This window comes from Mycobacterium sp., from assembly GCF_052145595.1.
GTDB lineage: Bacteria > Actinomycetota > Actinomycetes > Mycobacteriales > Mycobacteriaceae > Mycobacterium.
In genome coordinates, this window is record NZ_JBKQOI010000062.1 from 1 (window position 1) to 15,077 (window position 15,077).

Sequence of the window (15,077 nt, forward strand, 5' to 3'; positions counted from 1 at the left end):
TGCCGGCCGCCAGCGTGGACAGGCCGGTCAACTCGGCGTCGGCGGCTTGCTCGCCGCTGACCAGCACCGTCGGGACACCGCTGGCGATCACCGTGTCGATGCCGCTCTGCCAGGCGCGGTAGCCGCCAAGGATCCGGATCACCGCGATCGACGAGTCGGCCAGCAGATCGGGCAACTCGTCTTCGGACAGCCGCGACGGGTTGGCCCACCGATAGTTTTTCCCGCTGGAACGGGCGCTGATCAGGTCCGTGTCTGATGTCGAAAGCAGCAGGATGGTCGGCTCAGCCACCCCTCATTCGTACCGCATCGGCCGATGACGGGGTTGCCCTGCCATGGTTGTCAGGCGGTGCGCACGTCGAAGTCGGCCAGCTCGGGTTCGCGCAAGAGCTCGTGGTGGTGCTCCGGCGTCCAGGGGAACAGTTCGGGCAGACCATCCTTGCCAAGGTACCAACTGTTGCAGCCGGTAACCCAGATCGTTTCAGGCATAGCGGCTTTCATGCGCTCGTTGTATTCCTTGGTGGCCGCTTCGGTCGGTGCGGCGGCGTGCACGATACCGTCGCGCAGTTGCTTGATCCACCACATCGCATAGTCGGCCTGGTCCTCGGCAATCGGGATCAGGGACTGGTTGCCGATCGGCGAATGCGGGCCCATCAGCATGAACAGATTCGGGAACCCCGGTACCGCGACAGACCGGTATGCCATGGGGCCGTCGGCCCATGCCTCATCGAGGGTGAGCCCCCCTTCCCCGATCACCTCCAGCGGGCGCACGTAGGCTCGCGCGTCAAACCCGGTGGCGTACACCAGTAGATCCAGTTCGTGCAGAGTGCCGTCGGCGGTGACAATCCCGCGGGGCTCGATGTGGTCGATCGCGTCAGTGATCACCTCGACGCCGGGCTGCTGCACGGAGCGGTAGAAATGGCCTGCAAAGATCAGCCGCTTGCACATCGGCTGATCCTTCGGTGTCAGCTTCGCCCGCAACTCGGAGTTGCGTACCGAGAACCGCAGGTTCAAGCGGCACTGGATCGTGAAATAAATTCGCTGAAAGCCTGGGCGGATCGGCGCGCGGCCGAACATGAACCTCACGTACCAGCCCCAGAAGCGGTAGGGCAACCCGTTTAACTTCGGCCAGCGGCGCAGCGCCGCCCGGGTCAGCGGCGAGTAGCGCAGGTTAGGCATCGGGCAGACCCACTGTGCGGTTCGCTGAAAGACCTTCAACTGGCGCACCTTGCCGCCCAGGTCTGCGGTGATCTGCACGCCGGTCGAGCCAGTCCCGATCAATCCGATCCGCTTGTCCGGCAAAGAGACGGAGTGATCCCAGCGCGATGAATGGAAGGCGGGGCCGGCGAACGTCTCCAGCCCGGGAATCGCCGGATAACGAGGAACCCGCAGGACCCCCGTTGCGGTGACGAGCACGTCGAAAGTCTCGTCGCCTTGGCTGGTGGTGAGCCGCCACTTCCCGTCGTCGTATTCGGCCCTGGTGACGTGGGTGCCGAACCGGATGTGGGGACGAACGCCCCGTTCGTCGGCCACCTGACAGAAATACGTCTGTATCTCGGGACCGGGCGGCAGCAGGTGCGACCAATTCGGGTTGGGCCGGAACGAGTACGAGTAGTAACGCGAAGGGACGTCACAGGTGAGACCGGGATAGGTGTTGTCGCGCCAGGTGCCCCCGACTTCGTCGGCTTGCTCGAAAATGGTGAAGGACTCGATCCCGGCGTCCTGCAGCTTGACCGCCATGCACAGACCTGACATCCCGGCGCCGATTATCGCGACCTTCAGGGGGCGCTTCTGTGTCATGCAAATCACCGGACCTCTCGCTGGCCTGCACGCTACGCCGATCGACTCGGGGCAGCGACAGGTTCGTCAGTTGACTAGCCGGCGGCTCGCTTGCTGCCGAAAATGCGTTCTTGCATGGCGGTGTCCCCGAACGAGAGGGCTTTCACGACCTTACCGTTGCCGAACGTGTACAGATCGGCTTCCTGGGAGGTCTCTCCCCCGATGGTGACTTCGGTCAGGACCACGACCACATCACCGCCGGCGAGAAAACGCTGTGCCTCGACCTGGGCGGCCTTCTCCACCAACCGCATGAGCAGTTGGGTGATTTCGGCTTTGCCGCGGTACGTTCCGCCAATCATGCTCTCGCCGTTGACAATCCATTCGGCAGAGTCGTCGAACACGCTCAACGCGGCTTCGAGGTCACCCGCGCCGAACTCGTCGTAACCCTTCTTCAAAGCCTCGATGTTCCCGTTTGGCATCTCAGTTCTTCAACTGTGGTCGTCACACTGCGCGGCGGCTGATTTCGCTTGCTGCAGGCAGCGAACCTTCGCCGAACCGCTCGTCAATGGACCGCACACCCGCATGCCGGCGATTGGCGAGCACGATGCGAAGCAGAATGGACGGGCGCAGCAACCGGGCCGGCGGGTCAACCATCGCCGTAACCCGCATGAACTGCCCGGCGACGACGGGATCCACCTCGACGGCAGTCATCACCGGCTCGAGGAAGGCATTGGTGATTCGCATCGAGACCGGCCGGGGTCCCACCACTTCCGGAAGTTTCAAGTCGGAGCCGACGGCGGTCTGCCAGGCCACCCGGACTTTCCTGGCGGAGGCGCGGAAGAACCGTCGCGGCAGGCCGCGATCCCCGCGGCGCAGGCAATCGCGCAACACCGTCGCCTCGATCGCCGCGACCGTCATGCCTTGTCCGTAAATCGGGTTGAAGCTGCAAACCGCGTCGCCGACGACCACTAGACCATCGGGGGTCCGGCGCATCTTGTCGTAACGCCGCCAGCGGTTCGATGGAACGCCATGGTGAACCACCTCGCCCAAAGGCTCGGCCGTCCGAATCGCCTCCAGCACATGCGCGGGAGCGAAATCGGCCGCGAACTCGAGCATGTCGGCCGGTGTGGTCGGCGGCTTGGCTCCCGCTAGGGTGCCGACCGCGAACATCCAGGTGTCGTTCTCGTACCTGATGAATCCGAACATCTTCGGCCGTCCCGGTTGCGGGAAGAACGCGATCATGTGCTCCCTTACGGCGCCCGGTGTGCTGCGCAGCAGTTGACAGGCGTAGGCGAGTTGCACCGTCAACTCGTCCTCCGCGGGGCGGCCATAGCCGAGTTGTTCGAGGAAGACCGGCGTGCGCGATCCGCGGCCGGTCGCGTCGACGACGAGGTCGGCGGTCAGCTCCGTCTGGCGTTCGGAGGCGCGATCCACCACGCGCACCCCGGTGACGCGATCGCAATCGGGTGTCGCCGTCAGAGCAACCACGTCGTGGCCTTCAAGGAACGCCACGTTGGCAATCGCCTGCACCCGCCGGCGCACATTCCATTCCAGGAGCGGCCGGCTGGGAAAGAAGATCGCCGGCGCATTGGGCGCCGTACCGGAGCGCACGGCTTGATGGCCCCCGACTGCCATCCACAGCTTCGAAAGGTCCCCGTCGTCCCAGCTCTCGACGCCAGCCGCCTTGAGTTCTCCCACAAACCCGGGGAACAGTTCGTCGAGGATCTGGGTGCATCGGGCAAGGGCGGCGTGGATCAGCTTGCCTTGTGGGACGCCGCGGCGGTTCACCGGGTCGGCGGGCAAGGTGTCTCGCTCGACCACCGTCACGCGGTCATAGAAGTCGGCCAGCACCCGGGCGGCCAGCAAACCGGCCATACTGGCGCCGAGCACCACCGCATGATCGCCGCGCTTCGCCATCGCGTACTCCTCACATCGCTGGAAGGTGGACTGCACGCAGTGTCCGGCGCGGCGCCGGCGGCTGCCTAGAGTAGTCGGCTACTCCAATTCTCAGTGCCTAGACGTACCGTGGCTAGATGGCCAGGGACCGCGACGCCGACGCTTGCCCGGGTGCGCTGCAGGTGCACCGGGCCGCCGACGGCGCGCTCGTGCGGGTCCGGCTGCCCGGCGGCATGATCGCCGCGGCCCAGTTGGCGACGCTGTCCAGCGTCTCGAGCGAGTTCGGCTCGGGGATGCTCGAGCTGACCGCCCGGGGCAACGTGCAATTGCGCGGGATCACCGACGTGACGGCGGTTGCCGGCGAGATCGTCCCCGTGCTCATACAAGCCGGGCTGTTGCCGTCGGCGACGCATGAGCGGGTCCGTAACATCGTCGCGTCGCCGCTGTCCGGCCGGGCCGGCGGACTCGCTGACGTGCGGGCGTGGGTGAGTGAGCTGGACGCGGCGATTTGCGCCGAACCCAGACTGGTGCAACTGGGAGGCCGGTTCTGGGTCAGTCTCGACGACGGCCGCGCCGACGTATCCGGACTGGGGGCCGATGTCGGCGTGCACGTGCTGGACGACGGCCTGGCGCTGCTGCTGGCGGGGCGCGACACCGGCGTCCGGCTGTCCGTCGGCGACGTCGTACAGACATTGGCTGGGGTTGCGTTGCGGTTCATCGAGATACGCGAAAAAGCTTGGCGTGTTAATGAATTGGCTGACGTTACTGATCTGCTGCCCGGTATCGAACTGAGTTCTGCAACCTTCCCGCCCGTCACCAAGCCACCGGTGGGATGGATAAGCCAACGAGACGGCCGGGTCGCACTGGGCGCCGCGGTGCCGCTGGGCATGCTGCCGGCGCGGGTCGCGGACTACCTCGCCGCGATCGAGGCCCCGCTGGTGGTCACGCCGTGGCGATCGGTGCTGGTGTGCGATCTCGACGAGGGCGTGGCCGACGCCGCACTGCGGGTGCTGGCGCCGTTGGGCTTGGTGTTCGACGAGAACTCCCCCTGGCTTGACGTCAGCGCCTGCACCGGCAGCCCCGGCTGCGCTCACTCGGCCGCCGATGTCCGCGCAGACGCCGCGCTGGCGCTCGAGGCAGGTTCCACGGTGCATCGCCATTTCGTTGGCTGCGAACGCGCTTGCGGCAGCCCGCCCACCGGTCAGGTGCTGGTCGCCAACGGACAGGGATATCGCCTGCTGCACCGACCGGTCCGCGCGACCGCCGGCGCGGCGAAGCCGGGCGCAGCGGGTCCCCACCCGAACAGCCTTTAGGGTGAGCGGGTGCTCGACTACATCCGCGACGCGGCCGAGATCTATCGCCAGTCGTTCGCGGCCATCCGCGCCGAAGCCGACCTGACGCGATTTCCGGACGACGTGGCACCGGTCGTGGTGCGGTTGATCCACACCTGCGGACAGGTCGATGTCGCCGAACACGTCGCCTACACCGACGATGTGGTGACGCGAGTGGGCGCCGCACTAAGAAGTGGTGCTGCGGTGTTGTGTGATTCGTCGATGGTGGCGGCCGGGATCACCACCGCGCGGCTGCCGGCGGGCAACGAGGTGGTGTCGCTGGTGGCCGATCCGCGCGCAGCGGAGCTGGCCGCCCGTCGGCGCACCACCCGCTCGGCGGCCGGCGTGGAGCTGTGGGCCGAACGCCTGGCCGGCGCGGTGCTCGCGATCGGCAATGCGCCTACCGCCCTGTTTCGGCTGCTGGAGCTGATCGACGAGGGGGTTGCCCCGCCGGTCGGGGTGCTCGGCGGGCCGGTCGGATTCGTCGGGTCGGCGCAGTCCAAGCAGGAGCTCATCGACCGTCCGCGCGGGATGTGCTATCTGGTGGTGCGGGGCCGCCGCGGCGGCAGCGCGATGGCCGCGGCCGCCGTCAACGCGATCGCCAGCGACGCCGAATGACCAAGCGGGGCACGCTTTGGGGAGTCGGGCTGGGGCCCGGCGACCCGGAACTGGTGACGGTCAAGGCCGCCCGGGTGATCGGTGAGGCCGACGTGGTGGCCTATCACAGCGCCCGGCACGGTCGCAGCATCGCCCGCGGAATCGCCGAACCGTACCTGCGTACCGGTCAGATCGAGGAGCACCTGATCTATCCGGTGACCACCGAGGTAACCGACCATCCCGGCGGGTACGCCGGCGCGCTGGAAGACTTCTACGCCGACGCCACCCGGCGCATCGCGGCACACCTCGATGCCGGCCGAGACGTGGCCCTGCTCGCCGAGGGCGACCCGCTCTTCTACAGCTCGTACATGCATCTACACACCCGGCTGACGCAACGGTTCAACGCGGTCATCGTGCCGGGTGTCACGTCGGTGAGCGCCGCCTCCGCGGCCATCGCGACACCGCTGGTGGCGGGCGACGAGGTGTTGTCGGTGTTGCCGGGCACCCTGCCGGTCGCCGAGCTGACCCGGCGGCTCGCCGACGCCGACGCCGCGGTGGTGCTCAAACTGGGTCGTTCGTATCACAATGTACGGGAAGCTCTTTCGGCATCCGGGCAGCTCGAAGACGCGTTCTACGTGGAGCGGGCCAGCACCCCCGGCCAACGCATAGTGCCCGCCGCGGAGGTCGACGAGGCCAGTGTGCCGTACTTCTCGCTGGCCATGCTGCCGGGTGGCCGGCGGCGCGAAGCGTCCGTCGGCTCCGTCGCGGTGGTGGGCCTGGGTCCCGGCGACATCGACTGGATGACGCCGCAGAGCCGACGGGAACTGGCCGCCGCGACCGATCTGATCGGTTACCGGGGCTACCTGGACCGCGTCCCGGTCCGCGACGGTCAGCGCCGCCATCCCAGCGACAACACGGACGAACCCGCGCGTGCGCGGCTGGCGTGCGCACTGGCCGAGCAAGGGCACACCGTCGCGGTGGTGTCGTCGGGCGACCCCGGAGTTTTCGCGATGGCCACCGCCGTCCTGGAAGAGGCCAAACAATGGCCGGGAGTGCGGATTCGGGTGATTCCGGCGATGACGGCCGCGCAGGCCGTCGCCAGCCGGGTTGGTGCTCCATTGGGTCATGACTACGCGGTGATCTCGTTGTCCGACCGGCTCAAACCCTGGGACGTGATCGCGACACGGCTGGAAGCCGCGGCCGCCGCCGACCTGGTGCTGGCCATCTACAACCCGGCCTCGAGGACCCGGACCTGGCAGGTCGGCGCGATGCGCGATGTGCTGATGGCCCACCGCGAACCAGGCACCCCGGTGGTGGTCGGCCGCAACGTATCGGGACCTGACGAAGATGTCCGCGTGGTGCGGCTGGCCGACCTCAACCCCGAAGAGGTGGACATGCGCTGCCTGCTGATCGTCGGGTCTTCGCAAACCCAGTGGCACTCGGACGATTTCGGCGACCGGGTGTTCACCCCACGGCGTTATCCCACCTGAATTCGAACGCGCCCGGGTGGCCTAACCGCGTGACTTTCCGGATCACCGAGTGTCCGGACCAGCGGCACCCTCAGCGCCGGAATGCGCCAATCCTTCGGGAACGAGATTGCCGCCGTGCATCCGCTCAAGAGTGGAGCCTTTACCAGAGGGTGTTTTGAGCTTCGTGGTCGCGGCATCCGCTTGCTCACCCAGCAGCAGGGAACGAACCAGCCGACGCGGCCCGAAAGGCCGAAGCATGTAGCTGGCCGGGCGCGGCCGCACTCGTTGCGGCCACCAGAACCAGCGCCCAAGCAGCGCGGCGATCGACGGCGTCATGAGCGAGCGCACAACGAGCGTGTCGAACAGCAGGCCGAGGCCGATCGTGCTGCCGGCCTGGCCGATCGAACGCAGGTCACTCGCGACCATGGACATCATGGTGAAGGCGAATACCAGGCCCGCCGCGGTGACGACCCCGCCCGTTTCGCCCATCGAGCGGATAATGCCGGTCCTAAGCCCGGCGCCTATCTCCTCCTGGAACCGCGAGACCAGCAGCAGGTTGTAGTCGGACCCGACAGCGAGAAGGATGATCAACCCGAACACGGGCGCGATCCAGTTCAGGTCCAGACCAAAAATATGCTGCCAGACCAGCACGGACAGCCCGAATGCGGCGCCCAGCGATAGCAGCACCGTCCCGACGATGACAAGTGACGCAACCAGAGCCCGTGTGATCATCACCATGACCGCGAATATCAGCGTCAGCGCCGCTATTCCCACGATCAGCAGGTCGTATCTCGAGCCGGTCTGGATGTCGTTGTAAACCGCCGCCGTGCCGGTGAGATAGAACTTGGCGTTGGCCAAGGGCGTTCCCTTCACCGCCTCGTGCGCGGCGTTGAGTTCCGGCTTGACGGCGGAGATTCCCGCGGGCGTCGCCGGGTCCGCATCGTGGGTGATGATGAACCGCGCCGCCTTGCCGTCCGGCGACAGGAAGAGTTTCAGGCCTCGTTGGAAGTCGGGGTTGTCGAACGCTTCCGGCGGCAGATAGAAGTAGTCGTCAGCCTTCGACGAGTCGAAGGCCTGGCCCATAGCGCTCGCGGTGTCGGTCATCCGGGACATCTGAGTCACCAGCCCCGAGAAGCTGCTGTGCAGGGTCAGCAGGGTCCCCTGCATGGACTTCGCGACGGCGATGAGCGGCGGGAACTGTGCGAGCATTTGTGGCAGCACCGCGTCGATGTTGTTCATGTCCTTGAGGAGCGTGCTCATGTTCTCGCTGAACTTGTCCACGCCGTCGATCGCCTCGAACACCGACCTTGTGGCCCAGCAGGCGGGAATGTTGAAGCAGTGTTGTTCCCAGTACACGTAACCGCGCAACGGCCTTGCGAAATCGTCGAAGTCGGCCAGATGGTCTCGCATCTCGTCCAGCGTGGCCTTCATGTCGCCCATGTCGCCGACCATGTGATGAGTCGTGTTGCTCATCTGGCCTAGCAAGCCGTACATCCGTTCCATCGAGCCGACCATGGCACCAAGGTCATCGCCCATCTTGAGCATGTCGGCCATCCGGTCTTTCATGAATTGCAAGTTCTCTTGTATGGGAAGCGCTTGCATGCTGACCTGAAATGGGATCGAACTGTGTTCGATCGGGCCGCCCAAGGGCCTGGTAATGCTTTGCACCCGCGCGATCCCGGGCGTACGGAACATATCCTTGGCGATCCGGTCCAGGATGATCATGTCGCTGGAATTCCGCATATCGTGATCACCCTCGACCATGAGGATGTCGGGATTGAGCCTGGCGGAGCTGAAATGGTGTTCTGCCGCAACGTATCCGACATTCGACGGCAGGTTCGACGGGATGTAGAAGCGGTCGTTGTAGCTGATGTTTATGCTGGGCACCACGAGCAAGCCGACGAGGGCGATGAGTAATGACGCCACAAAGACCGGCCCCGGCCAGCGGACGGTGGCGGTGCCGATACGTCGCCACCCCCGCGTCTTGATCATCCGTTTCGGATCGAGCAGACCAAACCGGCTGGCGACGGCGACGACAGCCGGCGCCACGGTCAGCGCGCCGGCGATCACGACAAGCAACCCCAACGCGGAAGGAATGCCCAGTGCCTTGAAATACGACAACCGCGCGAAGTGAAGGCAGAATGATGCTCCGGCAATCGTCAGCCCGGACCCCAAGATGACATGGTAGGTGCCGCGGAACATCGTGTAATAGGCCGCTTCCCGGTCTTGACCGGCCTGACGCGCCTCTTGATAGCGTCCGATGAGGAATATCGCGTAGTCGGTTCCGGCCGCAATGGCCAGAGACGACAACATGGCGACGACGAACGTCGAAAAGCCCAGTAGGTTGTAATTCCCGAGAATCGCGACGACCCCCCTGGCCGTCAGCATCTCGATGAAGACCATAAAGAGAACGAGAAGCACAGTGCTGATGGAGCGATAGACGATGGCAAGCATGATCATGATGACCACGCCTGTCACGCCCATCATCTTGAACATGCTTTTGTCAGCGGCCTCGGTCATGTCCGTGGTGAGCGCTCCCGGGCCGGTGACGTATGCCTTGATTCCGCTGGGCGGTAGTGACGAGTCGACGATCTTGCGGACCGCATCGACGGACTGGTTTCCCAGGGTGCTGCCCTGGTTGCCGGCTACGTTGAGTTGGACGTATGCGGCCTTGCCGTCCCCGCTCTGAGACCCGGCCGCGGTGATGCGGTCTCCCCACAGATTCTGGACGTGCTGTACGTGTTTGGTGTCGGCCGCCAGCTTTTTCACCAAGCCGTCGTAATAGGTGTGCGCTTCGTCGCCGAGTTCTTTATTGCTTTCCAGGACGACCATGACAATATTGTCCGAATCGGACTCCTGGAACTTCCCACCGATGCGCTTCGCGGCGATCATTGCCGGTGCATCTTGCGGCGACATCGTTACAGCATGCGATCGCGCGACAAATTCTATCCACGGCACGAGAACGTTTACGCCGATCGTTAAAAGCAGCCACGCCAGGATGATCGGCACCGCTAGCGTGCGGACCATCCGCATGAACAGCGGGCGGGTGTCGTCGTCCTTGACGTTCATGCGGCCTTCACCAGGCAGAAGGTCTGGGCATGATGTCCGCTGGACGATTGCTCGTCCCGGACATCGCCGTTGACGATGATGCGACACCCGATGCTGTCGCTGTTGCCTTGGGCTATCACGTTGGCGATGACGGCCGGGATCGTCGTCGTCAGCGTGTACGTCCAGGGCAGACTCGTGAACTTCGCTTCCTCCGCCTGAGCATTCTTGTTCAAATAGCTCACGCTTCCCGACGTGTCGCTGGGGCCGAAAACCTCGTACGTCACATGCTTGGGATTGAACGGCACGATTGTTTCGGCGCTACTGCCCGTCGACGAGAAGATCTTGTCGGAGCCGAAAACGCCACGCAGCCGGTCGACCGCTGTGGCGCCGGCGGCCACCGCCACCACGACCACGAGCGGTATCCAAGCCCGCTTTAGAAAGGTGAGCATCGAGGTTTCCCGTCGCTTGTGGCCTGGTTTTGTCGTTACGCAGTTTTACGCCCGCGTCGCGGCGTCGATAGGGGCGTTCGGCCCTGCCAATGATGGCCATCGGGCAAATAAGCGGCGGTCTTTGGGCGGCGGCGGGCCGGCACGATATCGGTGGTAAGGCCGGCCCGAGCGACTGCTGGCATGCTCAGCTCCTCCTCCAGTCTCGCGGCTGCAAGTTCGGCCGCAGCCCAAAATATACCATACCCCCTAGGGTATTTTGCTCGCGATCTCGCCAGCCGAAATGTGGGGCCTGAGCCTAGTCCCGGAGCTGTCTTCGCGAGGTCTTTGCGCACAGCCAAGCCATGCGCAACGATGCAGGGATGCGGTGTGACGTTGCGCGTGAGGCGCTTTCTGCGCGATTGGACGGCGAGCGTCCACAAGTGCTCGAGCAGCAGGTCGATGCCCATCTGGAATCGTGCCGCGGCTGCCGCGCCTGGCTGATCGGCGCGGCCGTGCAGACTCGCCGGCTGGCGTCGCTCGAGCCCGGCCAGGGGCCCGACCTGGTCGACAAGATCATGGCAAGCATCGGCGAGCAGCCCGCCGCTGATCACCGGTGGATGCGCTGGGTGCGGTCGCACTATCGTCGCGGTGCGCTGATCGCTGTCGGCGTGTTCCAGGTGGCGATCGCGGCCGCCCAAATCAGCGGGATCGATTTCGGCATGCTGTCGGCCCACATGCACGGCGCGATGTCCGGAGAGCACCTGATGCATGAGTCCACCGCATGGTTGCTGGCGCTGGGTCTGGCCATGGTCGCCGCCGGCATATGGCCCGTCACCGCGATTGGAGTCGCGGCGATTACCGGCGTGTACTCGGTCGCGCTGTTGAGTTACGTCGTCATTGACGCCTTCGACGGCGAGGTAACCACGGCACGTGTCGCCAGTCACGTGCCCGTGCTGCTGGGCCTGGTGTTCACGTTGCTGGTGACGCGTGAACGTGTCGGGTCGCGCAGGCCGCGCACCTCCGGCGCCGACGCGGATGTCGATCGCGCACCGACCGCGACCCCCACCGGTCGACGACGGGGGCATCTCTGGCCGATCAACCGGTCTACGACGACCGGTCGTAGACCAGCCGGGTCCGCACAACTAAGGTGGTTGGTCATGACCGCGTCAACCGACGACGAGGCCGTTACCGAACTCGCCTTGGCAGCCGCACGCGGGGACGCGCGAGCGCTCGAGGCGTTTATCAAAGCCACCCAGCAGGACGTCTGGCGGTTCATCACCTACCTGTCAGACGCGGGCACCGCCGACGATCTGACTCAAGAGACCTTCCTGCGGGCAATCGGCGCCGTCGAGCGGTTCTCCGGGCGCTCCAGCGCCCGAACCTGGCTGCTGGCCATCGCGCGACACGTCGTCGCCGATCACATCCGTCACGCCCAATCGCGGCCGCGCACCGCCCCCGGCGCCGATCCCGAGGCCCTCAGCGGCGACCGCCACGCCCGCGGATTCGAAGACCTCGTCGAGGTGACGACAATGATCGCCGGCCTTACCACCGAACAACGAGAAGCCCTGTTGCTCACCCAGCTGCTCGGGCTGCCCTATGCCGACGCCGCGGCGGTGTGCGGTTGCCCAGTGGGCACCATCCGGTCCCGCGTCGCCCGCGCCCGCGACGCGCTGCTGGCCGACACAGAACGCGACGCACGCGACGACCTGACCGGCTAGTCGAGTCCGGCAACCCATTCGGCGGCCTCCTGCACGGTGCTTACTGCTGTCACCCCGTCCGGCAGTGGCGGGCGCGCCACCATCACCACCGGAATACCCAGCGCCGCAGCGGCATCCAGCTTCGCCCGGGTCATATCGCCGCCACTGTTCTTGGTGACCAGGGCGTCGATACGGTGCTTGCGCAGCAGCGCGAATTCATCGTCGTAGCGATACGGGCCGCGCGACAGCAGCAGCTCGTGGCGGCGCGGCAGCAGGGCGCTATCCGGGGCCGTGACCGCACGGATCAGAAACCACGCGTCGCTGTCGGCGAAAGCCGCGGTTCCCGATCGCCCGGTGGTGAGAAAGACCCTCGAATAGCCTTCCCGTGCGACGGTTTCCGCGGCGTGGCTGTCCGATGCCACGACGATGGCGGCGCCGGGGTCCCACGCCGGGCGGGCCAACACCAAATGCGGTATCCGCAATTCGCCACACACTTGAGCGGCGTGGGCGGTCATGGTCTCCGCGAACGGGTGTGTGGCGTCGACGACGGTGTCGATGCGCTCCTCTTTCAGCCAGTGTCGCAGCCCGTCGACACCACCGAAACCGCCGATGCGTACCGGGCCGACCGGCAGCACCGGATCCGGCACCCGGCCGGCCAGCGAGCTGATGACGTCGACGTGCGGGTGCAGAGTCTTCGCCAGCGCGCGCCCTTCGGCGGTTCCGCCGAGCAGCAATACCCGCATCAGCGCCGGCTCCCCCGGGTCCGCTCGGCTGAATACAGGTAGCTGTCGGTGAATCCCCCGGCGGCCAGTACATCGCCGACGATGATCACGGCCGTCTTGGTGATGTTGGCGTCGTGCATCTGCCGGGCAATGTCGGCGAGCGTGCCGCGCAGCGCCGTCTGCTGCGGCCAGCTCGCAAAAGCCACCACCGCAACGGGTGTTTCGGGGCGGTATCCCCCGCTTAGCAATTGCGGGACGACGGCATCGATCTGGGCGGCCGCCAGGTGCAGTACCAGGGTGGCGCCGGATTGGGCGAGCTTGGCCAGGTCTTCACCGGGCGGCATGGGTGTCGACAGGGTCGCCACCCGGGTCAGCGTCACCGTCTGCGCCACACCCGGGACGGTGAGCTCGCGCTTGAGGGCGGCCGCGGCCGCGGCGAAAGCCGGTACGCCCGGGACGATTTCGTATCCAATGCCCAGCGCGTCGAGTCGGCGGCACTGCTCGGCCAGCGCGCTGTATAGCGACGGGTCACCGGAGTGCAGTCTCGCCACATCGTGGCCGGCGGCGTCGGCGTCGGCAAGTTCGGTGACGATCTGCTCCAGCGTTAACGGACCGGTGTCAATGATTTTCGCGCCGGACGGGCACAGCGCCAACAGGTCGTCGGGCATGATCGATCCCGCATAGAGGCACACCGCGCATCGTTCCAGGAGCCGTTGGCCGCGGACCGTGATGAGGTCGGCAGCGCCTGGGCCGGCGCCGATGAAATACACCGTCATGGCTTGGCCATTGTCCACTGGGTGACCGGGAACTGAGGGCGCCAACCGGTGAAGCCGCCCAGCGCTTCGCCCTGATAGTGCTGGAAACGTTGCAGATCGCCGCCGTAGCGCGAGTACGCCTGCGTGAGAATGGATTCCGACTCAGCCGTCACCGCGTTGGCGACCAAGCGTCCCCCGGCGGGCAGGTGGTGAAGACACGCGTCGAGCAAGCCGGGCTCAGTCAGCCCACCGCCGATGAAGATCGCCGAGGGCGCCTCGGCGCCGTCGAACGCTGCCGGCGCCTCGCCCCGTATGTCGACGCTGGCGCCTAACACCTCGGCGTTCAAACCGATGTTCTGGCGGCGATGTTCGTTACGTTCGAAGGCCACCGCCGTGCAGCTCCGCCAGCTTCGGCACCACTCGACGGCGATGCTCCCCGAACCCGCGCCGACATCCCATAACCGTTGCCCGGGCCGCGGTGCCAGCGCGGCCAAGGTCACCGCCCGGATCCCGTGTTTGGTGATCTGGCCGTCGTGGGTGAAAGCGTTGTCGGTTAAGGGAATCCCGCGTTCGTCGGGCAGGTAGCGGACGGCGATCACGTTGAGGTCGTCCACGTCGAGCGGGGCGTCGTTGGCCCACTTTCGGGCGGTGCCGTCGCGGCGTCGTTCCGCGGGGGCGCCCAGCTGTTCGAGCACACTGAACTCGGAGTCGCCACGCCCGGAGGCGTTGAGTAGCAATGCGAGTGCCCTCGGCGTGGTCCTGTCGCTGGACAGCACGATCGCCTGCCCCCCGCGGCGCACCGCGGCGCGCGGCTGCGCGGTGACCAGGCTGATCACCTCGGTATCGTGGACGTTCCAACCCATCCGCGCGCACGCCAACGTCACAGATGATACGTGGGGCAGCACCCTCACGTTTTCGGCGCCGAACAACCGGATCAGCGTGCCACCGATGCCGTGCAGTAGCGGGTCGCCGCTGGCCACCACGTGGATGTCGTCGGCGGCCTCGACGGGCAGTGTCTGCAGTGCGGGCAGCATCGGTGACGGCCACTCCCGGCGGGGCGCGGCCACGGTGTCGTCGAGCAGGTCGAGCTGTCGCTTAGAGCCGTAAATGACTGCGGCCCTGCGCAATTCGGCGCACGATGTTTCGGCTAGCCCGGCCATGCCGTCGGCGCCGATGCCGACAACGACGATCATCGGGGCATCCTGCGCCAGACGAACTGCGGCAGCAGCCGCATCACGAAGAACATCGGCCGCAGTGCCCACGGGATCCACACGGTGCGTCGACCCTTGGCCAGCGCATGCACAGTTGCCGCGGCCACTTGCTCCGGGGTGCTGGGCAGCGGCGCGGGCGTCATGCCC

Annotated in this window: 11 protein-coding genes and 4 pseudogenes; 5 read left to right on the forward strand and 10 right to left on the reverse strand. The window is 66.1% G+C overall.

The window, feature by feature from the left end; translation table 11 throughout:
* The 4 genes and pseudogenes from ACLP4W_RS04150 to ACLP4W_RS04165 form a co-directional block, all read right to left on the reverse strand.
* Positions 1-289, reverse strand: a pseudogene (locus ACLP4W_RS04150) (cobaltochelatase subunit CobN); the annotation flags it as partial.
* 50 nt (positions 290-339) lie between these two features.
* Positions 340-1,797 (reverse strand): flavin-containing monooxygenase, encoded by a 1,458-nt coding sequence (locus tag ACLP4W_RS04155; protein WP_442384402.1) that lies wholly within the window; start codon positions 1,795-1,797, stop codon positions 340-342.
* Between the two features lie 74 nt (positions 1,798-1,871).
* Entirely contained in the window at positions 1,872-2,255 is a 384-nt protein-coding gene (locus ACLP4W_RS04160) for a nuclear transport factor 2 family protein (RefSeq protein ID WP_442384404.1), read from the reverse strand.
* Between the two features lie 22 nt (positions 2,256-2,277).
* Positions 2,278-3,693 carry an FAD-dependent oxidoreductase gene (locus tag ACLP4W_RS04165; protein WP_442384406.1) on the reverse strand — a complete coding sequence of 472 codons (1,416 nt, stop codon included), beginning with the start codon at positions 3,691-3,693 and terminating at the stop codon, positions 2,278-2,280.
* 116 nt (positions 3,694-3,809) lie between these two features.
* Here ACLP4W_RS04165 and cobG point away from each other — a divergent pair.
* The 3 genes and pseudogenes from cobG to ACLP4W_RS04180 form a co-directional block, all read left to right on the forward strand.
* Positions 3,810-4,913 (forward strand): annotated as a pseudogene (cobG, locus tag ACLP4W_RS04170) (precorrin-3B synthase); the annotation flags it as partial.
* An 81-nt stretch (positions 4,914-4,994) separates the two neighbouring features.
* Positions 4,995-5,621, forward strand: a complete 627-nt coding sequence (locus tag ACLP4W_RS04175) for a precorrin-8X methylmutase (protein ID WP_442384408.1) — start codon at positions 4,995-4,997, stop codon at positions 5,619-5,621.
* Complete coding sequence (locus tag ACLP4W_RS04180; RefSeq protein ID WP_442384410.1) at positions 5,618-7,090, forward strand: precorrin-2 C(20)-methyltransferase; 1,473 nt, start codon at positions 5,618-5,620, stop codon at positions 7,088-7,090. The genes ACLP4W_RS04175 and ACLP4W_RS04180 overlap by 4 nt, the downstream gene beginning before the upstream one ends.
* 42 nt (positions 7,091-7,132) lie before the next feature.
* Here ACLP4W_RS04180 and ACLP4W_RS04185 read toward each other — a convergent pair whose 3' ends face one another.
* Positions 7,133-10,102, reverse strand: a complete 2,970-nt coding sequence (locus tag ACLP4W_RS04185; RefSeq protein WP_442384418.1) for an MMPL/RND family transporter — start codon at positions 10,100-10,102, stop codon at positions 7,133-7,135.
* 32 nt (positions 10,103-10,134) lie between these two features.
* Complete coding sequence (locus ACLP4W_RS04190) at positions 10,135-10,566, reverse strand: MmpS family transport accessory protein (RefSeq protein WP_442384412.1); 432 nt, start codon at positions 10,564-10,566, stop codon at positions 10,135-10,137.
* 359 nt (positions 10,567-10,925) lie between these two features.
* On the opposite strand from ACLP4W_RS04190, the pseudogene ACLP4W_RS04195 reads away from it, so the two are divergent.
* Positions 10,926-11,591 (forward strand): annotated as a pseudogene (locus ACLP4W_RS04195) (DUF2275 domain-containing protein); the annotation flags it as partial.
* 111 nt (positions 11,592-11,702) lie between these two features.
* On the forward strand, positions 11,703-12,263 hold the full coding sequence (sigC, locus tag ACLP4W_RS04200; protein WP_442384420.1) for an RNA polymerase sigma factor SigC: 561 nt from the start codon (positions 11,703-11,705) through the stop codon (positions 12,261-12,263).
* Here sigC and ACLP4W_RS04205 read toward each other — a convergent pair.
* The 4 genes and pseudogenes from ACLP4W_RS04205 to ACLP4W_RS04220 all read right to left on the reverse strand — a co-directional run.
* Positions 12,260-12,988, reverse strand: a complete 729-nt coding sequence (locus tag ACLP4W_RS04205) for a cobalt-precorrin-6A reductase (protein ID WP_442384422.1) — start codon at positions 12,986-12,988, stop codon at positions 12,260-12,262. The genes sigC and ACLP4W_RS04205 overlap by 4 nt on opposite strands.
* On the reverse strand, positions 12,985-13,740 hold the full coding sequence (gene cobM, locus ACLP4W_RS04210; protein ID WP_442384414.1) for a precorrin-4 C(11)-methyltransferase: 756 nt from the start codon (positions 13,738-13,740) through the stop codon (positions 12,985-12,987). Before cobM ends, ACLP4W_RS04205 begins: the two co-directional genes overlap by 4 nt.
* Positions 13,737-14,912: a precorrin-6y C5,15-methyltransferase (decarboxylating) subunit CbiE gene (cbiE, locus tag ACLP4W_RS04215; protein ID WP_442384416.1), complete on the reverse strand. Its 1,176-nt coding sequence runs from the start codon at positions 14,910-14,912 to the stop codon at positions 13,737-13,739. The genes cobM and cbiE overlap by 4 nt, the downstream gene beginning before the upstream one ends.
* Positions 14,909-15,077: pseudogene (locus ACLP4W_RS04220) on the reverse strand (oxidoreductase); the annotation flags it as partial. The gene cbiE and the pseudogene ACLP4W_RS04220, both read right to left, overlap by 4 nt.